The sequence below is a fragment of the Deinococcus pimensis DSM 21231 genome (assembly GCF_000519345.1).
GTDB lineage: Bacteria > Deinococcota > Deinococci > Deinococcales > Deinococcaceae > Deinococcus_A > Deinococcus_A pimensis.
Map to the genome: position 1 here is coordinate 141,014 of NZ_KI912654.1, position 23,266 is coordinate 164,279.

General features: G+C 63.5%; 24 protein-coding genes, 2 pseudogenes and 1 riboswitch. Of the genes and pseudogenes, 12 read left to right on the forward strand and 14 right to left on the reverse strand.

The window, feature by feature from the left end; all coding sequences use genetic code 11:
* Positions 1 to 28: 28 nt before the first annotated feature.
* Entirely contained in the window at positions 29 to 370 is a 342-nt protein-coding gene (locus DEIPI_RS0115525) for a hypothetical protein (protein WP_157463709.1), read from the reverse strand.
* Positions 371 to 517: 147 nt separating this feature from the next.
* Positions 518 to 1,531: a WD40 repeat domain-containing protein gene (locus DEIPI_RS0115530; RefSeq protein ID WP_027482384.1), complete on the reverse strand. Its 1,014-nt coding sequence runs from the start codon at positions 1,529 to 1,531 to the stop codon at positions 518 to 520.
* Between the two features lie 156 nt (positions 1,532 to 1,687).
* Positions 1,688 to 1,746: riboswitch (guanidine-III (ykkC-III) riboswitch) on the forward strand.
* Between the two features lie 27 nt (positions 1,747 to 1,773).
* Here DEIPI_RS0115530 and DEIPI_RS42260 point away from each other — a divergent pair.
* Positions 1,774 to 1,860 (forward strand): annotated as a pseudogene (locus tag DEIPI_RS42260) (hypothetical protein); the annotation flags it as partial.
* Between the two features lie 76 nt (positions 1,861 to 1,936).
* The gene (locus DEIPI_RS42265) at positions 1,937 to 2,077 is read left to right on the forward strand and encodes a DMT family transporter (protein ID WP_281173226.1); all 141 of its coding nucleotides are present in this window, start codon (positions 1,937 to 1,939) and stop codon (positions 2,075 to 2,077) included.
* 88 nt (positions 2,078 to 2,165) lie between these two features.
* Here the strand turns inward: DEIPI_RS42265 and DEIPI_RS0115540 are convergent, their stop codons facing one another.
* A complete protein-coding gene (locus tag DEIPI_RS0115540) occupies positions 2,166 to 2,444 on the reverse strand; it encodes a helix-turn-helix domain-containing protein (RefSeq protein WP_157463710.1) in 279 nt (92 codons plus the stop codon).
* Between the two features lie 129 nt (positions 2,445 to 2,573).
* Positions 2,574 to 2,684, reverse strand: a complete 111-nt coding sequence (locus DEIPI_RS42270; RefSeq protein ID WP_425387866.1) for a hypothetical protein — start codon at positions 2,682 to 2,684, stop codon at positions 2,574 to 2,576.
* A gap of 57 nt (positions 2,685 to 2,741) precedes the next feature.
* Between DEIPI_RS42270 and DEIPI_RS42275 the strand changes: the two are divergent.
* A pseudogene (locus tag DEIPI_RS42275) lies at positions 2,742 to 3,346 on the forward strand (IS6 family transposase); the annotation flags it as partial.
* 745 nt (positions 3,347 to 4,091) lie between these two features.
* On the opposite strand, the gene DEIPI_RS0115555 reads toward DEIPI_RS42275, so the two are convergent.
* The 3 genes from DEIPI_RS0115555 to DEIPI_RS0115565 form a co-directional block, all read right to left on the reverse strand.
* Positions 4,092 to 5,033 (reverse strand): ABC transporter permease, encoded by a 942-nt coding sequence (locus DEIPI_RS0115555; protein WP_245588577.1) that lies wholly within the window; start codon positions 5,031 to 5,033, stop codon positions 4,092 to 4,094.
* 68 nt (positions 5,034 to 5,101) lie between these two features.
* Positions 5,102 to 6,130: an ABC transporter permease gene (locus DEIPI_RS0115560; protein ID WP_027482387.1), complete on the reverse strand. Its 1,029-nt coding sequence runs from the start codon at positions 6,128 to 6,130 to the stop codon at positions 5,102 to 5,104.
* Between the two features lie 56 nt (positions 6,131 to 6,186).
* Positions 6,187 to 7,905, reverse strand: coding sequence for an ABC transporter substrate-binding protein (locus tag DEIPI_RS0115565; protein ID WP_027482388.1), 1,719 nt, complete (start codon positions 7,903 to 7,905; stop codon positions 6,187 to 6,189).
* A gap of 353 nt (positions 7,906 to 8,258) precedes the next feature.
* Between DEIPI_RS0115565 and DEIPI_RS35655 the strand changes: the two genes are divergently transcribed.
* Together DEIPI_RS35655 and DEIPI_RS0115575 are read left to right on the forward strand one after the other, a co-directional pair.
* Positions 8,259 to 9,050 (forward strand): methyltransferase domain-containing protein, encoded by a 792-nt coding sequence (locus tag DEIPI_RS35655; RefSeq protein ID WP_084474366.1) that lies wholly within the window; start codon positions 8,259 to 8,261, stop codon positions 9,048 to 9,050.
* Complete coding sequence (locus tag DEIPI_RS0115575; protein ID WP_157463713.1) at positions 9,047 to 9,781, forward strand: hypothetical protein; 735 nt, start codon at positions 9,047 to 9,049, stop codon at positions 9,779 to 9,781. The genes DEIPI_RS35655 and DEIPI_RS0115575 overlap by 4 nt, the downstream gene beginning before the upstream one ends.
* A 130-nt stretch (positions 9,782 to 9,911) precedes the next feature.
* Here the strand turns inward: DEIPI_RS0115575 and DEIPI_RS0115580 are convergent, their stop codons facing one another.
* From DEIPI_RS0115580 to DEIPI_RS0115590, 3 genes are all read right to left on the reverse strand, one after another.
* Positions 9,912 to 10,643, reverse strand: a complete 732-nt coding sequence (locus DEIPI_RS0115580; RefSeq protein WP_045234439.1) for a class I SAM-dependent methyltransferase — start codon at positions 10,641 to 10,643, stop codon at positions 9,912 to 9,914.
* Positions 10,644 to 10,851: 208 nt separating this feature from the next.
* Positions 10,852 to 11,805 (reverse strand): DUF1349 domain-containing protein, encoded by a 954-nt coding sequence (locus tag DEIPI_RS0115585; protein WP_027482392.1) that lies wholly within the window; start codon positions 11,803 to 11,805, stop codon positions 10,852 to 10,854.
* Between the two features lie 58 nt (positions 11,806 to 11,863).
* Entirely contained in the window at positions 11,864 to 12,601 is a 738-nt protein-coding gene (locus DEIPI_RS0115590; protein ID WP_027482393.1) for an SDR family oxidoreductase, read from the reverse strand.
* A 253-nt stretch (positions 12,602 to 12,854) separates the two neighbouring features.
* On the opposite strand from DEIPI_RS0115590, the gene DEIPI_RS0115595 reads away from it, so the two are divergent.
* The 4 genes from DEIPI_RS0115595 (at position 12,855) to DEIPI_RS0115610 (ending at position 15,093) form a co-directional block, all read left to right on the forward strand.
* Positions 12,855 to 13,097, forward strand: a complete 243-nt coding sequence (locus tag DEIPI_RS0115595; RefSeq protein ID WP_157463714.1) for a hypothetical protein — start codon at positions 12,855 to 12,857, stop codon at positions 13,095 to 13,097.
* A gap of 213 nt (positions 13,098 to 13,310) precedes the next feature.
* On the forward strand, positions 13,311 to 14,108 hold the full coding sequence (locus DEIPI_RS0115600; protein ID WP_084474369.1) for a bacterial transcriptional activator domain-containing protein: 798 nt from the start codon (positions 13,311 to 13,313) through the stop codon (positions 14,106 to 14,108).
* A gap of 154 nt (positions 14,109 to 14,262) precedes the next feature.
* Positions 14,263 to 14,574 (forward strand): hypothetical protein, encoded by a 312-nt coding sequence (locus DEIPI_RS0115605; RefSeq protein WP_169737130.1) that lies wholly within the window; start codon positions 14,263 to 14,265, stop codon positions 14,572 to 14,574.
* 3 nt (positions 14,575 to 14,577) lie between these two features.
* Entirely contained in the window at positions 14,578 to 15,093 is a 516-nt protein-coding gene (locus DEIPI_RS0115610) for a hypothetical protein (protein WP_027482397.1), read from the forward strand.
* 46 nt (positions 15,094 to 15,139) lie between these two features.
* Here DEIPI_RS0115610 and DEIPI_RS31595 read toward each other — a convergent pair whose 3' ends face one another.
* The 3 genes from DEIPI_RS31595 to DEIPI_RS31600 all read right to left on the reverse strand — a co-directional run bounded on the left by DEIPI_RS31595 (position 15,140) and on the right by DEIPI_RS31600 (position 18,232).
* Positions 15,140 to 15,811 (reverse strand): hypothetical protein, encoded by a 672-nt coding sequence (locus tag DEIPI_RS31595; protein WP_045234471.1) that lies wholly within the window; start codon positions 15,809 to 15,811, stop codon positions 15,140 to 15,142.
* Positions 15,812 to 15,974: 163 nt separating this feature from the next.
* Complete coding sequence (locus DEIPI_RS0115620; RefSeq protein ID WP_027482398.1) at positions 15,975 to 16,997, reverse strand: hypothetical protein; 1,023 nt, start codon at positions 16,995 to 16,997, stop codon at positions 15,975 to 15,977.
* A 62-nt stretch (positions 16,998 to 17,059) separates the two neighbouring features.
* The gene (locus tag DEIPI_RS31600) at positions 17,060 to 18,232 is read right to left on the reverse strand and encodes a glycosyltransferase (protein WP_052351764.1); all 1,173 of its coding nucleotides are present in this window, start codon (positions 18,230 to 18,232) and stop codon (positions 17,060 to 17,062) included.
* 393 nt (positions 18,233 to 18,625) lie between these two features.
* On the opposite strand from DEIPI_RS31600, the gene DEIPI_RS0115630 reads away from it, so the two are divergent.
* From DEIPI_RS0115630 to DEIPI_RS37940, 3 genes are all read left to right on the forward strand, one after another.
* The gene (locus DEIPI_RS0115630) at positions 18,626 to 19,090 is read left to right on the forward strand and encodes a YybH family protein (protein ID WP_157463715.1); all 465 of its coding nucleotides are present in this window, start codon (positions 18,626 to 18,628) and stop codon (positions 19,088 to 19,090) included.
* 322 nt (positions 19,091 to 19,412) lie between these two features.
* Entirely contained in the window at positions 19,413 to 19,907 is a 495-nt protein-coding gene (locus DEIPI_RS31605) for a GNAT family N-acetyltransferase (protein WP_169737131.1), read from the forward strand.
* Between the two features lie 207 nt (positions 19,908 to 20,114).
* Positions 20,115 to 21,827 (forward strand): hypothetical protein, encoded by a 1,713-nt coding sequence (locus DEIPI_RS37940; protein ID WP_157463716.1) that lies wholly within the window; start codon positions 20,115 to 20,117, stop codon positions 21,825 to 21,827.
* A gap of 558 nt (positions 21,828 to 22,385) precedes the next feature.
* Here the strand turns inward: DEIPI_RS37940 and DEIPI_RS37945 are convergent.
* Positions 22,386 to 23,126 carry a hypothetical protein gene (locus DEIPI_RS37945; protein ID WP_157463717.1) on the reverse strand — a complete coding sequence of 247 codons (741 nt, stop codon included), beginning with the start codon at positions 23,124 to 23,126 and terminating at the stop codon, positions 22,386 to 22,388.
* Positions 23,127 to 23,266: the final 140 nt, after the last annotated feature.

Sequence of the window (23,266 nt, forward strand, 5' to 3'; positions counted from 1 at the left end):
TGCAGGGTGGGCGCTCGTGTTCCTGTGGTTACCTGCGGCGGCGCTCGAGGTTCTGCTGGCTGTTGCGGTGTACTTCCTTGGATTCGTTGCGTTCGTAGGCGAGCATGGAGCGGATGAGCTGCAGCCGTTGCGCTTGCTCTTCGAGGGGCATGTCGCGGTGCAGGTCGTAATGCAGCAGGCGAAGGGCAAGGCGGATGATCTGCCCTTCGCTGGGATCCGGGTAGCCGCCGATTCCGGCCCGGTCAGCCGGGCGGAGTCGTAAGGTCAGGGTGTCTTTGCTGTCGGCGAGCAGCTGATTGACTTCCTCGTTGACCTGAAAGACCTTGCGGTAGTTCATCCCGTTGGGCTGTAATTTCCTGATTCGAGTCATCGTTGTCCTCCTTGTGGACTCCCTGCCGTGACACTGTAAAGAAGGCTCGGTAGTAAGTAAAGGATGTGAGGTTGAAGATAATGACGGGGAATTCAACATGGCAACATGACCGACTCGTCGCTCTTCCACCTCACACCTCACACGGCCTCAGGGTCCTGTAAACACGGCCGCACCGCGCTTCGAGCCGTACACCCTCACCGCCTGCGCGAGGCTCATTCCCCGCCCCTGCGTCCGAACGACGAGGGTCTTGTTGTCCCCACCAAACCACACACCCTCAATCGACACATTCGGAACGGAGAGGCTCCACACCTTGCGTCCGGTCGCGCTGGCGAACACATTCACCTGACCTCGCGCGTCGCCCGCGGCGAGCAGGGTGCCGTTCTTGTTGAACGCGACGGTGTTCACGAGGGATGTGCCCGTCTTGAACTGCCGGACGACCTGGGTGGTGTCCACGTCGACGAGCTCCACCGTGCCTGCCGCGGTGCCGACGGCGAGCCAGGGACGACTGGGGTGGAACTGAAGGTCACCGAGTTTGTAGGGCAAGTTGACACGTCGACTCTCCTCGTCGACGGTCCACAGGGTTAACTGTTCGGCATCATCAGTGAAGCCGGCTTGATAGGTGTTGGGTCGGTACCGGATCTCGCGGATTCTGGCTCGAGTCATGCTGGGCATGAGGGAGACGCCTTTCCAGCTGACCGTGTCGATCAGGGCGACGTGGCCTTGTGGATCGCCGAAGAGCGCGTTCTGCCCGTTTTTGTTGGGGGCGTAGGCGGTGAGGTCAGGGAAGTCGCCGCTCATGCTGATCAAGCGGCCCGTGTCGGCGAGGAACACGTGCACGCTGGTGTTGGTGCCGTCGATCGTGACGGTGGAAGCGAGGGCGAAGAGGGTGCTGCCGTCACGGCTGTACTTGAGGCTCCCGGCCCAGTCGGCGTGGTCATGGATGACGGTGCTCTTCCACTTGAGGTTTCCGGTGATCAGATCGCGGGTTTGGAGGAGGTCGCTGGAGCCGAGGGCGAGGGTGTGGCCGTCAGGGCTGACGGCGGCGGACCACAGGGTGTCGTAAGCGTTAAGGGTATGGGTTTTGAGAAGGGTGATGTCCTGGAAGGCGGCGGCGGAGGCGGTGGTGAGGGTGAGGCTAAGCAGAAGGGAGGCACATCGCATGTAGAAAACATTCTACAAGGCAGGTCGTGACGACGAGCCTGAAGATGCGCGGCCTGAGAGCCTGTTTCACGACCTGTATGCTGCCCTCACCCCGGCGTGCTGACCGCCTGCCTACACACGCCGGATAGACTTCCTGTGTTGCCTTCCTGCCCTTATAGGGAGCTGGCACCCGGACGAGAGTAACGCCGTACCTGGTCAGGACAAGACGGCGCGACACGTGGAGGTGTCATCTCATGGCTTGGATGCTCCTGTTCGTCGCCGGCCTCCTCGAAGTCGGCTGGGCCGTCGGCCTCAAGTTCACCGAGGGCTTGACCCGTACGCTCCCGACCGTCCTGACGGTCGCCAGCATGATTGCGAGCATCAGCCTGCTCGGCCTGGCGACCAGGACGGTCGGGAGCGTACGGCGTGTGGGTGGGGATCGGTGCGGCTGGCGCGGCGGTACTGGGCATGATCCTGTTCAAGGAACCGGCGACGCTCGCGCGACTGGTGTTCCTGGCGCTCATGATCGTCGGAATTGTGGGACTCAAGGCCACCAGCGGCCACTGAGCAAAAACGGTTGAGAGAGGGTCACGGTGAATTGATACCGTGACCCTCTCTCGTCTTCGGGGTCAGGTCGTGAAACAGCTTCTTAGGGTCAGTCCTTCGAGGCGTCCTGCGAGCGTTCGCGCTCGACGCGGGTGATCAGTTCCGGCAAGGACAGGTCGAAGGCTCCGGAGATGGCGGCGGCGATTTCGAGGGAGACGCGGTGCAGGCCGCGTTCGAGCATGCTGACGTATGTGCGGTCGAGCTGCGCGAGATCCGCGAGGGTTTCCTGCGACATGCCGCGTTCTTCACGGAGTTGTTGAACGACCCGCCCGAGCCGCGCGGAGTGATTGATGGGGTGGCGCGGACGTCGGCGGGTCGGTTCGGGCACCGCCTCAACCTAGGAACGGTACCTGAACTACACCACGGAAAGTTTTCTACAAGCCGCTACTCCTCAAAGTGCAGATCTACGTCCACACCTCGCGTCAACAGCGCAAACGTCCGCTCCATGTCAAGGCTGCTAGACGACGAGGCCTGCAGGAACGGCCGTCTGACCATAGCCGATGTTCCCCCAAGCCACGACCATTCCGTCCGACATCAACGCCAAACCCGTAGAGCTGCTGGCCGTCACCGCGACCGGTTGTGGCAAGTTGTTGGGGTAAGGTGAAGCGGTGCTGAGCGGTCAGAAGCTCCCTGGTTACCAGTTCCCCTCGCCAGCATCGGCTACACCGTATTGCTGCTGGAACGCGGCGTCTCCGTTACCCGCGAATCTATTCGCACATGATGCAGCAAGTTCAGTCACCTCTTCGCCCAAGGTGTACGGCACCTGGAACCCCGCCCCTGTTCCCGCTGGCACCTTGACGAGATGTGCGTGGACGTCGGCGGTGTCAAATCCTGGCTGTGGAGAGCCGTCGATGAACATGACGCTGTCTCGATGTCTTCTTGCAGGAACGCTGTGACACTGAGGCCGCCAAAGCCTTCTTCGACCGGCTGCGGAGCGAGTAGGCCGTTCCAGAAGCCGTCCACACGGATACGCTGGGAAGCTACGGCGCAGCGCTACACGAGCTTCCCGGGCATCTCGCTGTGGAGCACCTCCACGTTGTCTCTACGGCCCGCTGCAACAGCCTGATTGAGCACTCTCACCGTTCCACACGGAGACAAGCGCGACAGCAACGCGGGTTTCGGTCATGAAGACGGGCGCAAGGCAGTCTCAGCCTGCACGACCGAGTGACGAACCTTCATCACCCCGCCCGTTCCACTGTCCCCGCTGAGCAGCGTCGCTCTCAACATTGAGCAGCGTTCAAGAGATGGCGCGTAGTGCTACAGCAAGCAGCCTGGGTTTAAGGCTGCTGGTGTTCCGCAGGCCCAACAACTTGCCAAGACCGTGGTGAGGGCGTGTAAGGAGCCACGTCGGGCCGACTGGCTTGTCGCTCGAATGGTCTCACAGTACGCCCAGACATGGGTATCCGAGTCGCCACCACTGCAGCTGACCAACCATACGCGAGGTGCTGGACGAGCTCTTGCTTATCCAGCACCTCGAGAGGCAGGACAACATCAAGCGTTGGCTGTCTCGCAGTATTATCCTTTACCGAGCGCCAAGCGCATTACGGAGTGGTGTCTTTGATTACTGAATACAACGAGGCCCGCCGTTGGTCGTATTGCACGGATCCTGCACCGGTTGAGCGAACGAGGTGCTTACGGTCCCAGCAAGAATAACAAGGGCGAGAACAGCTTGAACGACATTCTTCATACATCCTCCTGTTGAAGCGATATCCGCTTCATCGGTATCCTCAAGCGCGAGGTGTGACCGTGTTGTGACGCCTTGATTGACGAGCGCCACACCAACATCCCTTCGAGCGGGTCATCCGCATCAGCAGTTCACCACGCGCGCCTCCTCAACCCAGCTCAAGTCCCACAAGGACACCCGCACCCCTCGTACGCTGCCGACGCGAAAACTCAGCTCGTTCTGATTCAGCGGCGCTTCGCGCGGGGCGTCCACCTGCTTATGTACCGCCCGGGCGAGCTCACCCTCCGCTTGTCAGCGGGAACGTGGATCGAACGCGTCGCGGAGCCCGTCACCGAGCAAGTTCCACGACAGGCTGTACAGCACGATCGCGGCGGCAGGGAAGAAGGTGATGTACCAGTACCCGAACGGCGAGCCGGGCGGCCCCTGAATCCACGCGCGTGCGAAACCGATCAGTTGCCCCCAGTCGGCGAATCCGACGGGAAGGCCGAGCCCCAGGAATGACAACGCCGCCACGCCGAGCGGAACAGTGCCGAGTTCGAGCACCACCAGTGTGAGCGCGCTCGCCACCGCGTTGGGGAGCACGTGACGGAAGATCAGGCGCGCGTCCCGCGCGCCGAGCGCTCGCGCGGCGTCCACGTACTCCAGCGCGCGGACTCGCAGGATGTCGCCCCGCACGATCCGCGCGTACGTCGCCCAGCCGGTCAGCGTGAATGCAAGGACGATCGTCACCAGACTCGGCTTGAGGATGGTCACGAGTACCACCGTCAGCACCAGTCCGGGAAACGAGAACAACACGTCAATGAACCGCTGGATCAGCAGATCGACGACGCCGCCATAGTAGCCGGACACCGCACCCACGACCGTACCGACGAGCAGGTTGATCAGACAGATCGCCACGCCCAGACCCAGTGTGATTCGCGTGCCCCATACGATGCCGTAGTACACGTCGTACCCGCGGCTGACCCCGAAGGGCGCGGCGCGGCGCGGTGGGCTCGGCAGTTCCGAGAAGCTGACTCGAGTGACGAGGTAACAGCTGGGCGGGGCAGAGAAGACGGCCTTCCAGAACACCCGCGAGACGGGCGAGTACACGTCACGCGACGACATGACGTTCAGGTCGCGTGCGCAGTTGCCGGTGGGGGGTGCGAGCAGCGGCGCGAACATCGCGACGAGGGCGAACATCATCACGAGCGCGAGGCCGCCCATGGCGGCCTTGTTGGCCCTGAGGCGCCGCATCGGCCTTGACGTCCACCAGCCGCTCCTCGCGGGGGCCGAGCCCCGTGGCGGTAGGGACAGGCTGCGCATCAGTCGTACCTCACGCGTGGATCGACCAGCGAGTACAGGATGTCCGTCGCGGTGCCGACAACCAGCACCACCACCGCGGAGAGCAGCGCGAAGCCGATGACGCCTGGGACGTCGAGGCGGGACGCGGCGTCCGCCGCCCACTGTCCGATGCCGGGGTACCCGAAGATACTTTCGGTGATGATCGAGCCGGACAGTAGGTTGATCACGGTGAAGCCCGAGAGCGTGACGACCGGCAGCAGCGCGTTGCGGCGGGCGTGCTTGAGGTGCACCGCGCGGTCACCCAGCCCCTTCGCGCGGGCCGTGCGGACGTAGTCGCTCTGCAGGGACTCGAGCATCTGGGTACGCATCACCTTGATGAGGCTGGCGCTCGCGACGATGACGAGCGTCACGGCTGGCAGGACAAGGTGCCGCAGCGCGTCGAGGAACACGTCGATCTTGCCGTTGAGCAGCGCGTCGAGCGTGACAAGTCCGGTGTAACGGTGGAAATCCGGCGCGGTCACAGTCAGGACGTTGATGATTTCGAGGTTGCCGCTTCCAGGCAGCCAGCCGAGCGCGCCGTAGAACACCACCAGCATGACGATCCCGAGGACGAAGGTCGGGAGGCTGAAGCCAATGACCGCGAAGGCCCTCACGAACTGGTCGATGACGCTGTCGCGGCGCAGGGCCGAGAGCGTACCGAGCCACACGCCGAACCCGATGATCGGCACGGCGGCGAAGAGCGTCAGCTCGATCGTAGCGGGGAGCCGCTCCTGGATGGTCGTCATGACGGGCTTGCCGGACGCCTTGGACACGCCGAGGTCCCCTCTGACGGCGCCGCTGAGCCACACAGCGTACTGCGTCAGGAACGGCTGGTCGAGGCCGCGCTGCTTGATGACGGTATCGAGGTTACGGGCCTGCGCGTCGTTGGTAATGTAGGCGACGGCGCGCTCCTGCGGGCTGAGCAGTTGGAGCAGCGCGACGATCAGGATCGTGAGGGCCAGCAGTACCAGGGGGAGTTGCGCGAGTCGCGCGACGATGAACTTGAGCATGAAGACCTCGTCAAAATGAGCGGCGGCGAACGCGTTCGCCGCCGCTGGATTTGGCGTTACTTCTTTGACAGGTCACGCCAGTACGTGCCGGTGTACGAGAAGCTCCGCATGGGGTTGTACGTGTTCTTCCCGACGCCCATCAGGGTGTCACGGTGCACGGTGAAGCCGATCCCGGCGGGTAGCAGGATGACGGGCGCCGTCTCGAACGCGCGGTTCCCGACGAGGCTGTACAACTGCTCGCGTTTCTTCACGTCGGTGGTGGCGCGCGCCTGATCGAGCCACGCGTCGACGTTCTTGTCGAGGTAGTTCAGGCGCGGGCTGTAGTAGCCCTTGCTGCTGTAGTAGGTGTACATGAAGTTGTCCGGGTCGGCGTAGTCCGCCACCCACGCGAGCGAGATCATGGCTTCCTTGCTGGCGTCGGCGTCCTTGAGCATCTCGGACCACTGCTTGGCCTGGATGTTGACCTTGAACTTCGGGTTGATCGCCTCCAGCGACGACTTGAGCAGCTCCATCCCCGTCTGCGCGGCGATGCTGCCCGCGCGGTAGTTCGCGTTGAGGACGAAGCCGTTCTTCCACAGCTCCCCGCCCCACGCGCGCTTGAAGTAGTCCGCGGCGAGCTTGGGGTTGAAGGTGTACTTCTTGACGTTCTCGTCGTACCCGGGGAAGCTCTCGGGCAGCGCCATGGTGCGCTGCTTGCCCTTGCCCTGCTGGACTTCCTTGATGTAGCGGCCGTAGTCGAAGGCGTAGCTGAACCCACGCCGCACGTTGACGTCACTGAAGAAGTTCGCGGGAATGCCCTTGCCGTCGAGCTTGCCGCTGCCGAGCGCCTTCGGGTCGTTGATCTTCTGGTTCATGAAGATCGTGCTGGCTGCGGCGCTCGGCAGGTCGTCCTCCACCACGACGCCCGGAACGCCGCGAAGCTGTTCGAGCACGCCGCGCGGGCCCGTCTCGATGAGGTCCGCGTCGCCGCGCTTGAACGCCTCGAGGCGCGTGGCCTGCTCGGGGACGCGCTGCACAACGACGTTCTCGATGTCGGGCTTCTTGCCCCAGTACCCGGGGAAGGCCTTGAGGATGACGTTGTTCGCGTCACGCCGCACGAGCTGGTACGCGCCCGTCCCGCTGGGCTGCTCGCTCATCGCGCTGTCGTTGAGGCTCTTGCCGACCCACTGCTTCCACGTCTTCTCGGTGCCGTCCCACTCGCCGATCTTGACGGCGTGCTTCTTGTCCTCGATGCCCATCGCCTGGAACACCAGCTTCGCGAGGAACGTCGGGTCGGGCTTGACGAGGTTGAACACCAGCTGACCCTGCGCATTGCAGTCGACGGCCTTGGTGATCTTGTCCCAGGTGACGCTCTTGTCGTCGTTGGCGTTCTTGCTGGTGCCCAGCAGCGACTCCGCCAGGAACCACATCGGTCCTTCCGCGTTGTTCACCACGAGGATGCGCCGGAAGGTGTACTCGGCGTCGTCGCAGCTCAGGGTGTTGCCGCTGTGGAACTTCACGCCCTTGCGCAGCGTGAACGTGTAGGTCTTGCCACCGTTGCTGGCCTTGTAGTCCGTCGCGAGCAGCGGCGTGAGTTCCTTGAGGCTGTTGCCCTTGTACTGCAGCAGCGTCTCGTAGATGTTCTCGACGAACGCGCCAGAACCGGTGTCGTAGCTCTGCGCGGGATCGAGGGTCGGGACATCCGAGCTTTCCATGATCACGAGGGTGCTCGATGGTGAGGCTGCCGCGGCGAACGTCAGCAGCAGAAACGGAATCAGGGCGTGCGCTTTCTTCATGGAACCTCCAGCATCAACCTGACCACGAGCCTCACGGGGCTGTCCCTCGTCATCGAAGGACCAGCCGCCAGGCCCGAACAGGAATCGCGGCATCACCTTAGTCAGCGCGTTGTGACGATGCTGTGACGGACACTTGCCGCCACCTCATACGTGATGAATCTGTCACACGGTCGTCACAGGCGCGGACGTAGTGTCGGCGTACTGCGCCTCAACCACGTGAGGGTCGTCATCACGACCTGCGACGTTGACGGCCTTCGTGTCAGCACCCCTCGTTCACTTCACTTCACTTCGTTCCGACCCGAAGCTGCTCGCAGTAAGTCGGGCGCCTCCCGAGGGCGCGAGAAGGGATCCTTATGGTCAAGAGCGCCGCCTTATCTCCGACGTATGCCGGTCACGCTTCTTTCGACTATCTCCATGACGCGCAAAACGTCCTTGAGCACGTCAAGCGTCGTTCCTTTGCTGCACTCGCGCTGCGTGGCGGTGAACGTGTCGCCGACGTGGGTGCTGGGACCGGCGTGGACGCCGTCGCCCTCGCCCGGCTGGTCGGACCGACCGGGCGGGTGTACGCGGTCGACAACGACGCGGAGTTCACCGCCGCGTATGTCACCACGGGCGTTCTCGACGCGGGCGTATATCCCCTTCACGCGGACGCGCAGGACCTTCCCTTCGAGGACGAGGCGCTCGACGCGGTCCGGGCGGAGCGGCTTCTCCTGCACGTCAGCAACGCCTTGTCCGCCGTGCGGCAGTTCCACCGGGTACTCAAACCTGGCGGGCGGGTCGTCCTGCTTGAAAGTGACTTTGCCTCCCTGTCCGTCAACACGTCCCTGCCGCATGTGGAACGCGTCCTGCGCTCGGTCGCGGTGACCGACGCGCTCCGCAATGGCATGGCGGGCCGGCGACTCACCGAGTACCTGCAGGACGCCAGCTTCAGGGATGTGTCTGTCGAGTCATTTGCGTTCAGCACCCGGGATGAACGTCTTGCCCGTCGACTTCTGGTGTTTGACGCGCTCGAACGGTCCGCGCGTGACGCCGGGCGGCTCACGCACGCCGAGGTGTTCGCGTGGCGGGAGGACCTGCGCGCCAGGCACGACGGCGGGCGGTTCTTCGCGAGCATCACCATGCACATGGTGACGGCGCGCCGATGAAACCCGACCCCGATCCCTCGTGGGGTTTGCGGATCGTCGTTCTGTCTGAAGCGTCGAGGGCCTGGCAGGACGAAGTGACACGCTGGTGGTTCGAGCGGCTCGTCTCCTTCCGGCTTGACGCGTACAGCGCGCGGCACAAAGCGACGCATCTTCCGCTTGACACGTATGACTTCGTTGCTGATCACGTGGTCATGGAGCATCACGAATTCGGGATCGTCGCGTCGTTCCGGCTGGTCCGGTACGACGTGTGCGCGCGGTACGGACTCTCGTTGCCCGGAGATGGGTACGCCGCCGGACGGCCGGACATTGCCGAGGCTCTGACGCACACGTTGGACGACGTGCCGTTCGACCGCGTGGCGTTCGCTGGCCGCCTCGCCACGCGACCGTCTGCGTATCAGCACCGCCGGTTATACAGCCTGTTACGCTCGCTGCTGATCGGCACCTACGTTCACGCCTGCGGTGAGTTGGAGTTGCAACGGACGGTCCTGTGCGCCGCGACCGAATTCGCGACGCAGCATTTGTTTGAGGACGCCGGCTTCGAGTTCGTTCGGGGCCCTTCGTCACGTATGCCACTCGGGGTGGTGCGGGACCGAGCGGTCGGGAACGTCGAGTGCGCCCTCATGACGCATCGTCACTTCAGTGAGGCCGCGCGCCGCCACCAATCGCGGTGGGACGCCCTGTGGGAAGCCCGTGTCATCGTCGGTGCGTCATGGGGTGTCCCGGACGAATGACAGAGCGCTCCTGCGAGTCACGCTGTAGCGCCCTCGGTAAACGTGATGCGGTTCCGCGGGCATGAGGGCGCCCCCTCACCAGCGTCCATGAGCTGAACGCGGCACGCTGACGTGACCGCGCTCCGAGGGATCAGGGCTTGAGCGCGAGCGTGGCGATCATCGTCGGGTGGTGCTTGGAAATCCGCTCGTTGAGTGCCGGATCGTACGCGTCCTCGTACAGACCCGCGATGACGAAGCCGACGTCCGTCTGGCCACCGATCAGCGTCGTGAGGGTGTGGCTGAACTCGAAGGGCGCCGCGTCCCGTCGGTATGCGTCCTGCACTTCTTGTGGGAGTTGCGTCTCGTCAGCGTACGGCACCTGGTACCGCACCTCAAGCGTCCCGGAAGCGTCAAGGAGTTGCCGGTCGAAGATGTAGATCAGCGGGTTGATGAAGCCCGCCACGAGTCGTCCGCCCCTTCGCAGTGTCCGGAAGGCCTCCTTCCACACGGGCATCACGTCCGGGACGAACAGCGTCGCGACCGGGTGGATGATGACGTCGAAGGACGCGTCGGCGAACACGCTCAGGTCCGTCATGCTGCCCTGCACGGTCCGAAGCGGAAGTCCCTCACGCTCCGCGACGTGCCGGTCAAGACCGAGCTGGGCCTCACTCAGGTCGAGTACGGTGACGTTCGCTCCCGCCGCGGCGAGGAGTGGGCCTTGCTGGCCTCCACCGCTCGCGAGGCACAGCACGTCCAGTCCAGCCACGGCGGGCAGCCACGCACGCGGAACGCGCTTCGTCTCGGTCACCGTGACGTCCCAACGGCCTTCGCGGGCCGCCGACACCTCTTCCGGCGACACGGCCCGCGCGTACGGTCCGCCCATTGACGCAATCTGATTCCAGGCTCGTTGGTTGTGATCCTCGACGCTTCCCATCATTGCACCTCACTCTTGACACGTCCGCAGGGAACGCCGTGCCGGTCTTCTCGATAGCTTCTCGCCCTCACCTTCAGGAACGTCACCCGCGTCAGAAGTGTGCGGATGACGACGAACCTTCCCATGATGCCCGCGCCTCCGCGCGTCGAGCATCTCTTTAAGCGCCGTCAGCGCGGCCCACGCCGCATCGACTGTCGTGGTCGCCATTTACGATGAGCTCGATCAAGTCCTGAGGCGTCACGTCCCGGTTGAGGTCAAGGCGCTGCCACCGTTCGGGCACGTGGAGGCGGCGGAAGTCTACGTGGTCGAACAGGGCCACGAGTCCACCCTCGACAGGGTCGAGCAGCGCGTCGTTGAACGTCGCCGGGCTCGTGAAGTACTCGTTGTCGAATCCTCGGCCTTGGTGACCGAGGATCACGCCCCAGTCCGCCATTGCCGTGATGCCGACCTGTACGCGACGCGGCAGGTCCGGACGGACGAGTAGTCCGTTGCCCTGGTAGTCCCAGGACCCCCATCGTGCCACCGCGTTCAGTTGCGTCAGCGTCCAGGCCGCCCCTTCGAACCGGTGGAGGAGCGCCACGGTACTTCCGACGCGCGCGAGACGTAACTCGACCCAGTCGGCGTGGCCAGCGTACCACTCCAGGCCGGAGTGACCGTCGCGGGTGGTGGTGATCTCGATCGCAGGGTTCGTCCCGGGAGGCCCGCTGGCGACCCCTGCCGCGTGCACGACGTAGTTGTCGAGCGTGCGGTGCCACGTCGCGGGAGTCGCCGAGGTCGGCGCGCGCAGCATGAGCCCAGCGAGGGAGCCGAACCGGGCTGGAAAGACGCCATGCTGGTCCTGCACGCGGACGCGGGTGCTGACCGTGAAGTCACCATCGACCCAGCGGTACATGAGTGGTCCCCGCAGTGGGGCGTACCACACGCTGGGCCGCAGGGTCCACGCCAGTTGCCCGAGGGGCTCGTGGACGCACTGGCTGACCACCTGATCCGGCCACCCTTCCTCGACTTCATAGCGAAGCCATCTCGCGGTCGCTTTGGCGTCGGTGAAGTCGTCGCTTAGCGCGCGCAGGTCGTCCTCCTCAGGGTGCGGTGTTACTGGCGTGCGGAGCATGACGGTGTCCTTTCAGGTTCATGGGATGGGTGTGCGGCGTCACTCATGGCCGCGGCGCTCACCAGGGCACGCGTCCTTCGTTGTCGAAGAAGCCGCCGTTGGGGCCATCCTGGCCGACCGTGGCAAGCCACACGGGAAGGGCGGCGCTCTCGGCGGGCGTGAGGTGTCCTGCGTGGCCGGTCATGTCCGTCCGGGTGTACCCGGGAGCGACGGCGTTCACCTTGAGTGCGGTGCCGCTGAGCTCATACGCGAGTTGCACGGTGAAGACGTTCAGGGCCGTCTTGGAGGTGCGGTAGGCCAGCATCTTGAACGACGCGAGCTCCCACGCAGGGTCGCTGTTGTGGGTGAGGGACGCGAGTGGGCTGGAGACGTTGACGACCCGGGCCTGCTCTGCGCGGCGAAGCAGGGGCAGTAACGCCCGAGTCAGGTTGAGGGCGCCATAGAAGTTCGTCTCCATAACGCTCCGGACAACATCGTCGCTGACGGCGCTGACGAGGCCGTCGCGAGGATGGATGATCCCTGCGTTGTTCACGAGGACGTCCAACCGTCCGAACTCCACGTGCACTCGGCGCGTGACCGCGCGGATACTCTCCGCGTCCGTGACGTCCAGGACTTGAAGGGAGACGTCGAGACCCTCGCGCTGCAACTCACGCACGGCGTCCTGACCGCGGGCTTCGTCCCGCGCGCCGAGAAGCACCTTGTGTCCTCGTCGAGCGAGTAGCCGTACGATCTCGAAACCGATGCCTTTGTTGGCGCCCGTCACGAGGGCGACTTTGAATTGAGCGTTGTTCGTCATGATGTCTCCTGGACGCGAAGTCGAGGTCAACCTGCCCGACCACAACCGCGGGGTCAACGTACGTCGAGCCGTGTGACCCACGTGTGACTGGGACGTGAAGCGCACACTGAACGCGCCGCGTCCAGTCACGCACAGCGTCCTTGGGCGTCACAGACACGTCACAGGAGCTCGACGACACTCGCGGCATGTTCAGACAACGCCTTCCCTCACTGCCGCTGGCCGAGCGTTCAGGGCTGCGTTCCACGGTGACGTCGTGACCCTTTCACCCCAATCGATCTTCGTTGTGCGGGTGTGGCAGGAACGGGACGTCGACACGTCCATTGGCCTGCATGACCTGTTCCAGGGACGCTGGCGTGCCTGCGTGACCCACCCCAAGACCGGCGAGCGGCGGTACTTTGCGGACCCGGTCCGTCTCGCGGAGTACGTCATGGGCGTCACAGCCGAGCGGCAACTTCGCGACCTGCTGAGCGACCTGACCCGCCCGGAAGGCGCGTGACTTCGGGCGGAACGGACGGGTTCTCTCCTCGGGCTCGGACGTTGAGAACGACCGGCCACGCGAGCCTGTCCACCCCGACCGGTTGGGCTCATTCGCCTCGAGCGCAGGACGGCCGCGGTACTCACGTATCTCGCTTTGGGCGGCGCCGTCCATAATTACCGACTCACAGGTTGGCTCTGGCCGGACAGTGGTGAGCGCGCCGCTCGCGCCAACATGAGGCAGTTGTTACGGCGGCTTCGCCTTAGCGCCGCCCAAGGTCTCGTTGAAGGCGCGGACGTCATCCACCTTGGACCTCAGGTCGATGTGGACGTCGTGCGCTTCCAGGAGCTTTACCTCAAGGAGCGACTTGACGAGTTCAGCGACACCCACGGTGAGTTGCTCGAAGGCTTCGACTTCGCTGACGCGCCGGACTTCGACGAGTGGCTCAGGATCGAACGGGAACGGCTTGCCCGACTCCGGCGGGACGCCGCGACGAGGCTCGCCCTGCACCGGATGACGATGGGTGACCTATCCGCCGCCTTGGTGTACGCGCAACGGGCGCTCTCACTTGAGCCGCTCAGTGAAGATGCGCATCGCCTCGTCATCCGCCTTCACTTTATGCTGGGTGACCGCGCCGCGGCACTACGCGCGTTCGACAACTGCAGAACCTTGCTGCGAGACGTGCTCGGTACGGCGCCACTCGACGAGACCCTCTCACTCGCCCACGACCTGACTCGTGACCACTTGTCATCCAGCACGACTCGCCCGCAACCACCGATACCGGGGCCACGTCTCGGGTCGTCGCGATTTGTCGGACCTGCGGATGTGTGGGCGCGCATGCACGACGCCTGGGCATCAGGGCTCGGCATCTTCCTGCGTGGAGACGGCGGAATTGGCAAGTCCCGACTGATGCGGGAGTTCGTGGCGTTACACGGCAACACGATCGTCCTTCACGGCAGGCCAGGCGACGTGGGTGTTCCGTTCGCGTCGTACGCTCGGCACATTCGCTCGGCGCGGACGTCCCAACCTTGATCTGCCCGGCTGGGTGTGGGATGAGCTACCCCGCGTCACTCCGGAACTTCGGTCCCGCCCTCTTCCACCACTGACTGACGAGCAGGACCGACAACGACTCTTCGAGGCCATCCACCTCCTCTTCGAGGAGGCCAACCGAGGAGCGGCGGCAGTGGTGCTGGACAACCTGCACTACTACGATTCAGCCAGCATCGACATTGCCCGGTACCGCGCGGCCCGCATGTTCCCGAGAGTCGATGGGTCCGCTCCGCGGAGCGTGAACGCGTTGCGTTGGGGACAGAACGTCAAGGTCGAGCGTTCCGTGATGGAGGTCGTCGAGGAAGGCGCGGCCGTCCTCATCGACGTCGGCCCACTCGCACCCAATGATGTCAGCGACATGATTGACGGCGTGAACGCCCACATGTCAGCCGACGCACGGGCGTTCGTGGCCGCCAGCACCCACGGGAACCCGCAGTACATTTTTTAGGCGTTGAGGTACCTCACGGAGGGAGGCACGATCGACGACGCCCTCAAACGGACTTCCCACGCGGCGGTGCACTGGGAGATGATCCGACGACGCGCCAGCGAACTCTCACCCGTCGCCCTCACCGTGGGACGCGCGCTGGTGATCCCCGGACCCGACGTGGACGAGGACGCCCTCATCACCACGCTTGGCGTCGGGGCAGACGTCCTTACGCAGGCACTGGCGGCACTCAACGCCGCCGCCTTCGTCACGAGCCTCCGCTTCGAACACGACGTCGTGCTCGAAGCCTTCGACGCGGACACACCCGTCAGCGTGCGCCGTTGGCTCAGCCGCGCCGCCGCCGCCAGTCTCGAGTCCCGCGGAGCAGATCCCGCGCGTGTGGCCCAACTGTGGATGAGTGGCGGTGAATCCGCGCGGGCCGCGCCGCTCCTGCGTCAAGCAGCGCGGGACGCCGACGCCCTGCTCAATCAAGACGAAGCCGGACGGCTCAGACGTCTCGCGGACTCGATCAAGCGCGATTGACGCGGCGTGAACCACCCAGAAGGGCCACGCGGTTCCCGGCGGCCTTTCATAACGAGCCGTGCGCCGTGACCTCGTACGGCCCTTCAGGACCAACGAGCCGAACGACCTCGCGCACAGCAAGACGTGGGCTGGTGAGCACGGGCGTTTCGATGTTCAGCAGAGCGAGTGATCCAGCCATGCTCGCCTGTGCGAGTACCACGACGTCCACGGTACCCGCCACACTCTCCACGTGTCGGGCCACCTGGTCAAGGTAGTCATCCAGGTGACCCGACAGGAAAGTTGACCAAGCGTCGGGCACGACGGACGACGTGACGCGAACGTCATGTCCGACCTGCGTGGCCTCCTCATGAAGCAACGACAGCGTCGCCGGAAGCGCGTCACGCAACGTCGCAATCACATGGACGCGTTCCGCCGTCCTCACCGCGTGACGCGACATAGGGCGGTCCACCCGGACGACACGAACGCCCTGGGTTGATTCGGCGTACGCGCCGATCGTCGAGCACGTGCACAACACGATGGAAGCGGCGCATGCCGCTTCCGTTACGACTGCGCGTACGGCGCCCGCCACGAGGGCCGGTCGGTCCGACTGCTTCACGGCCAGGTCCAACAGATGCTCACGCGTGAAGTGCCGAAGAAGCAGTCCGGGGGCGATCTCGCTGAACAACGCGTCGAACGTCGGCACATGTACGGAAGACGTGTGAAGAAGCGCCACGGTCAACGACGTATCATTGAACGCCCTGGCCGGCCTCACCGTGCCTCCCGACGTCGCTCTAACTCCAGAGGGCATGCCAAGGTTCGAATTCCTGCCAGAGGAGGCGCGCCCGCCACTTGAGCCTCGACGGTACAGGCGTCCAGGGCCTGCGCATGAACGGCGCGTATCATCAGCGTGACCCCACCGATCGGACGTCGAACGCGTACGTCCGTCCCCTCCGGTCGCTGAGCAGGAGGCGCTCACCCGGCGCTCCATCCGCGACCTCGAAGTAGAAGCGGACACGAACCATCTCCCCCTTGCCGATCGCTCCTGACGAGACCTCGTCCTTTGACGCCTTGAGCAACGTCTGGTTGTACTTGATCATGTCACCGTCGGCGTCCAGCAAGGACACGTCAAAGTTCCCCCAGTAGTAGTTCACGGGACGCGTGAGAGGATTTCTGAGCGTGAACACTGCGCTGAGGAACTTATACCCAGCGGCGGGGGTCTTGCCCTGGATAGCGTCGCTCGTCACACGAACCTCGTCGAGGCGAACATCGTACTGTTCGAGAGGGACATACGTTCCAGGCGTCACGGGTACCCGCTGTGACGCCGTTGCGCCACTCGCGTCGGCAGGGTCAGCAAAGGGCGAGACGAGCGGTGTAACCTGCCCGGACAGGGCGTACCGCAACACCGCCGACTCGCCGTTACGACGAACAATCAACTTGGGGACGGGCCCAGCGGCAGGGACCACCACCACCGTCGTCACCTCCACCTTCTGTGCAGGCTTGAGGGTCACTTGGAGTGACGCTGTCGTTCCAGGGCGAGCGATGGCCGTAGCGCCTTCATAGTTCCGATCCTGGGCGTCTACCGCCGTGAACTTCACATCACCCCAGTAGTACCCGACGTCGCGCTTCTGCGGATTCTGAACCGTGAACCGCAGCACCAAGAGTTTCTCGTCCGCCTTCGGCGACCACACGCTGTTGTCCACCTCAAAGCGCCCGACGCTGTACGTCGCGGACAAGAGCGTGAAGTTCAGCGGTGACGTCTTACCGATGGTGAAGGTCTGCCCGAGCCTGGCGTTCTGCCCGTCGAGCTGCGTTGTTCCCTGCACAACTGGAGTTCCCTTGGGCTTGGGCGTGGCGACGGTGCTCGCCGCGGTGGCGTGGCTGAGGAAGGCGAACAGGACCAGACCGAGGGACGAAATGTGCTTCATACGTACTCCAAATTCAGCTGTATCTGCATCCATAGTGAAATAGGTGCTGACCAGAAGGCGTTTCACACGCCGACAGCGGCGAGGGTCGTCAGCCATTCGGCGGCCGCAGCATGATCCGGTAGCCCTTCGATCTCTCGACGAACTGACGCGGCGCGATCCCGCATCGTGACGTCGTTCATCGCGTGTCGAACAGCGGTCCGAACGTCTTGCGCGTCCAAAGTGCTGTGGTTCAGCACGTCCGCTACCCCGGCTGTGTGCATCGCCCCGGCGTTCATCGGCTGGTCTGCCGTAAGTGGAACCACGACTTGCGGCACACCGAAGGTCAAGCCGGTGACCATCGTGTTGTACCCCGCGTGACTCACCAACACGTCACACGCCGGCAGCACCGACGGAAGCGGAACGTACGGTTCTACCCTGACGCTCGCAGGAAGGGCACCGAACGAAGCGGGATCCACGTTACGTCCGCAAGTCGCGACAACATTGAACGGCTCGTCGGCGAGGGCGCGGATCAACCGGTCGAGCAGACCGTCAGCGCGGTTAAAGACCGTTCCGAGCGTCACCAGCACCGTCCGGTCGTACGGCATGTCCTGCCACCAGCCGGGGAGGCGAGCTGCGTCACCAGTGATCGAACTGTCAAACACGGGGGGGCGCGCCACGAACACGCGCTCCAAGGGTGGGGCGGGAGCGATGCTGGGAGGCAGGAAGTGCAGGTAGGCCCTTCCGAGTAACTGCCTCAGTCCTGGATCCTCTGGCAAATTAACCACCCGTCGAAGCGCATCGAGCGGTTGCTGCACCCGCGTGCTCAGGTACTCCGGGGGGAAGAACACCCCGATTCCCGCCGTGACGTGTGGAATTCCGAGCTGCTGAGCGGCGATGTACCCGCCGAACTCGTACGGCTCGCGGACCACGAGGTCCGGCCTCCAGACCTCCGCGTGCCGCACGATGTCAAACGCCATCCGTTCGGCGGTGACGGAAGCAAACACATGATCGAAGATGTACTGCTGAATCTCCTCGAACGACATCGCTGTCATTTCAGGAAAGGCGGCGCCCGCTTCGGACTCCAGCCAGTCCAGACCAAGACTGAGCACGTCGAACCCGTTGCGTGCGACAATCGGCGCGAATGACGCCGAAGTGGCGAACTTGACGTCGTGACCACGAAGCAGGAGTTGCCGCGCGAGCGGGGCGAGCGGGTGGTAGTGTCCAGACGCAGGCTGAATGGGCAAGAGGATCTTCACAGTTGACTCCTGAGCTTGGGGCTTCAAACCGGACGAAATGGCCGGGTCAGTCGAGTCACACCGTCTGGCGCGCACGAGCTCGACCAAGATCGCGCGCGCCATGTGACGGAGGTGTGACCGCTCGCCGGAACAGCACTCGCAGCGCTTGTAGATCGTGCCGCCGAGCGGCGAGCCGTGTGGATGTATCGGAATCAGAGCAAAGACACGACGCCTGTGACGTACACGAGACGCGCTCGCGCCTCGTTTGAGCTCTGCTACGGTAACTAGGCAACGGCGCGGGTCTGTCACAACTGAGTCTTGTGGGACGCCCGCGGTCGAGACGGCAGGAGACTATACGCGCGTTCTCGAAGACTGGTCACAGCACCGTCACATACCCCCGACTACCGTCAGCGCGTGCTAACAGAAGACGGCCGTCATCGAATCGCCCTTGCCGCGCGTATGCTCATCCTCACGATCGTCATGACGTCCTCGGGCGCCCAGGCAGGAGGCGCCGCGTCATCTACGTCACGCGCGGTCCTCGAGCGTCAAACCCAGAACCTGGTCCGCACTTACAATCGCGGAGACCACCGTAGTATCGCGCGCTTCTACGCTCCTGACGCGTCGATCATTGAACTCAACAGCCTCGGACTGTTCCGCGTTGTCGCCACCGGACGCACGAACATCGCCAATTATTATGACGCGTCAACCGCTGCCCGCTGGACCATCGACACCACGGACGTCAAGATCACAGGGGACCAAGCCGTACAGTTGGCCCGGCTGAGAACTTCAGACACCAAGGGCGAACTGACCTTCATGTTCATCTGGCAGAGGAACGCGGCAGGAACCTGGCTGATCGTCAGCGACATCTACAAACGCTGAGCTTCAGCTTGTCGATCTCGCGTGATCAAGGAGTTGATGGTTCGTGGACGAGTTCCTACAGCGTTCCGTACGAAGACGTCAAGTCCTCGGAGGTCCCGTCGGTACCGGCAAGCAACCACACCCGGCTGGTCGTAGGGTGCGTGGCGCCTTGGAATCGAGAAACCAGGCGGATTACCGCGTAAGCCGGTCACCGAGTTTCACTTCAACAGCCCGCCTCAAACGAATCGGGAAGAGCCTTGTACACCCAATCGACCAGGTACGGCAGGGGTCTAACTGACCCGACACTGAAATGCGCTCCCTGGCATGGGGAAGAGGAGACCATGTGGTTGAACTGACACCGATGACTGCATCCTCGTTCGAGGCGTTCCTTGCCGCCTCAATCACTGAGTACGCACACGAGAAAGTCCAGAATGGAGAGTGGCCCGAGGCGACGGCCGCGGCACTGGCGCACAAGGAGTTCGCGGCGCTCCTGCCGCAAGGCACCGCGACACCAGGACAGTTTCTGTACGACCTGTATGACCCAAGCGTGAACGCCAAGGTCGGCGTGCTGTGGTTCGGTATGCGTGGCCCTGCGGAGCGCTTGACCGTCTTCGTTTATGACGTGAGCGTGCACGCCGCGTTTCGAAGACGCGGTTACGCCACCCGCGCCTTCGAGCTGCTACGACAAGAAGCCGCCGCGCTCGGCGCGAGCAGCATCACCCTGCACGTCTTCGGGCAAAACCACGGTGCCAGAGCGTTGTACCTGAAGCTCGGCTACGCCGAGACGAACGTCCTCATGCGCCTCAATCTGCATGAACATCTCGGCGGGTCTCCTTGACCGAAAAACGCTGTGGGCGGGTCGTCACCTTCTAAAGTTCAGCGTGTCAGGCCCGTTCAGGCGTCCATCGCGAGAGTACACCGCCTTCAAGGTCCCAGGGGGTCCTTCCACATCACCTCAGCACCCAGAGTCGTGGACACACCGAGGGTGCGCCGGCGTGCACAGAACGTCACATCTGAGTCACAACGGCACGCTTACCGTGACCTCATGACACCGAACGTGCCTTTGGAGGTGGCTCCCCGCCCCCGCCTCTGTAACAACTCATCCTGGCGTGCCGCTGCCACGCTGAGCCTCGCGGCCCTTACCTCGTGCGCACCCGTGCCTCCGCCCAGCATCACAAACGAAATCGACCTCGCGCAACCGGTCAGTTATCGTTCAGCGGTCACCTGGGCGGGGCAGCTCGAGCGTCTCTCGAGACCGCAAAAGCAGGACGAGCTTGAGCGCGCCTTCTTGACACTTGGTTCACTTCCTACTCCCGGCCGCGTCGCTGACGTTGACGAGCGCGCCGCGTCCTGGGACGCACCACTGGTGGCCGAAGCGCTCGACCAAGGCACAGGCGTCACGGTTGAATCGTGGGCAGCTGAAGCGACGGCGCTGGGATACGTCTTCAATGACGCCACGCCCATCACGCCGGCACGACTGCATCAACGGATTCGTTCATTGATCACCCAGGACGCCCTAACCCCTGACGACATGGCCGCGGCGCTCGTGAAGGCCCGCTGGGACGCGAGGACAATCGATCAGCGGCATTTGGACGGCCTACAACTGATGCTCCTCAACAAAGCGCTACTCGCCGCTGGAAATGACACGGCGTCCCCATTTCCGGAAGCTGCGCCGTGGGTACGGTTTCATCACCGCTTGGGGGCACTGTTTAAACTTGCCGTGCCCGACCAGAGCGCGCACGAGGTACAACGCTCAACGCTCTGCGCTACTGCGCGCCTCGCTATGACCCGAGTTGATCTGACCTCGCACACACCCGAACTGTGGTACGCCGGAACCACCCAGCTGTCCGAGACAGATCTGACCGCACACATTCATTTTTCCAGCGAACACCTTCCGTCGTCCCTCCTGCACGTAGCCGAGCAGGCCGCCTGCTCCATCCCTGCCCGCGACGCGTACCCGGGCATGCAAATCAAATGGACGGCAGGACCGGAAGGTCAGACACCACATGGCCACCTCCAAACAACGGACGGGCACGTCACCACGGACGGACAGGCGGTCGTCCATTTCGTCGCTGCGCCCGAAACCACCCCAAAGGAGTACTGGTGGTTTGAAAATCAACGCAACGCCCCTGTCGCCATCAGTGTCGAAGTGGCAGGCATCTGGCCAAAAGCGAGCGCATACCGTCTGACCTTCACGTCAGATCAGCGTCTACAACCGGATCTGCGCCTGCTGTCGGTCAACCAGTACGAAGCGCAAGCATACGTCGGGACCGTCACCATACTTCACACCGCCAAGCGCCCTGAGGACAGCTACCGCTTGATGGCGCACGTGCGGTTCGAACCCAGCGAACCCGAACGCAGCAGCTATCACCTTGCGTTCGCCTCATTAGACACGCAGTACGGTGTGACGCCGCCACCAGGATGCACGCTCGACCTCCCACGAACAGTTTCCATCATTGCGGGCGCCCGAGGGGAACTCCTGATCAACGCAGCCGGGATTGGCGCTGACTACTCGGGAATCATCTTCCCAGCCGACGCGCTGGGACGCGTAGAGGGCGTTATAACTTGCCGAGGGCAGGACGGTAGGGAGAGCGCGACGCCGACGTCAGCGCCAGCCTTACCTCAATTTATCTTTCATCTACCCGAAGAGCAGCAGCGCCACTCCGACGACGCCGCACATTTGCGGGGCGTCCACGAAGGACCGACGGATGACGGCTCCGTTCGGATGACCTGGGATCTGACCAGCGTGACGTTCTGATCTTCGCTGACGAACGTGCCGCGCATCCCCATTGCCTCTACGGTCTTCCAGGCTCCCGCCACGTCGTGCGCTACGCCATGAGGAGAGGAGCGTAACCAGAGCGCAGTCCACAGGACTGCGCTCTGGTTACGCTGGCGGATTGCAGCTACACCTCTGGTGAACGTACGTGACGCCGCAGGTTGAGGACGCTCGCTCTTCAGACTCAGACTCGCTGAACGCATTGATCGTCGGTTCGCCTGATCCCTCGTTGGGCCCGCACAACCACCGCGTCGGGAACAGCGAACGCGACGAGAAGCGGTGTGTCCAGCTATTTTGTACGCTTGCCCCTCCTGAGCATTGCCTGCAGGCATGTGCCTCAGTCGGATGGAACTGCGAAAATGCACTGGTACTGTGATGTGAGCTTGAGTTGCCCCGCTCGTCTGTACCTCAAAGGGTGAACGCAAGAGCTCAGCGGCGGCGCTGGCCACTTGAGCCTGTGCGCAACGGGTGTTCCCAGGTGCCGCTGGGTATGGTGAAGCCTGTCGACACCTCGGTGTGGGGCAGCTGGAACGCGTTGAGCTACTCTGAAATTCGGTAAAGCTCCCACTCGACGTGTACGCTCGTGTTGATGCCGCGGAAGAACGTGTTCCTCAGGTCATATGTTCCCTTGAGGACTTCAACGTCCCCTTCGGGGACGTTACCACGTACGTTCATGGGTTGAGGGCCGTACCCGACCGCGCTTGGCCCCGAGTACGAGCTGTCGGATTTTGTGCCTCCAGGACAGAGTTTTTCAGTCACCATGGTGATCTTCTCGGTGCCCTTCATCGTGACTGTCTCTGGAGTGAAATCTACCCAGTACGTGTCGGGTCCTGGTTGTGGAGCGGTGTCGGCGCTGATGACCAGCCGTCCATCCATCGGCTCAGTGCTCGCGTTGCTCACTTGAATGTCGCGGCCGTCCAGGGTGCGCTGGATGACCTGGACTTGAGACGAACCGGGACAGGTGCCCTGAACTTGTTCCTCTAGCAGGCCAACATCCGAGTACGTCGTATTGGCATCACGTTCAAGGCGCAGGTTGATGCTCAGAACACCCGCCGTCCCGTTCTGCGGCTGCTCCGAGCCAATCACCCGGTAGGTCTCAGTCGCGCCGAGCTGCCGCTTACCCGAACCGGTCTGGCCAGCTGGAACGTCCCATGGAGCGGTGCCGCGTTCGGTGTAGGTGATCGTGCCCTCCCACCGGCCTGCGTAAGAGCGAGGCATGTCTCCTGTGTTGTCAGGCGGGTCGTCGACCGCGCCGCCATTGCCGTTGCCAGGAGCGGTCACAGGGCCATTACAAGCACACAGCAGTCCTGTCAGCCACACCACCGCACATCTTTGAAGCCAAGGAGTGGATCTCGTCATGCGCGAACCTTACCCAGGTCCCTGTGACCTACCTGTGACGGGGCCACAAGGGGAGCTGCGTA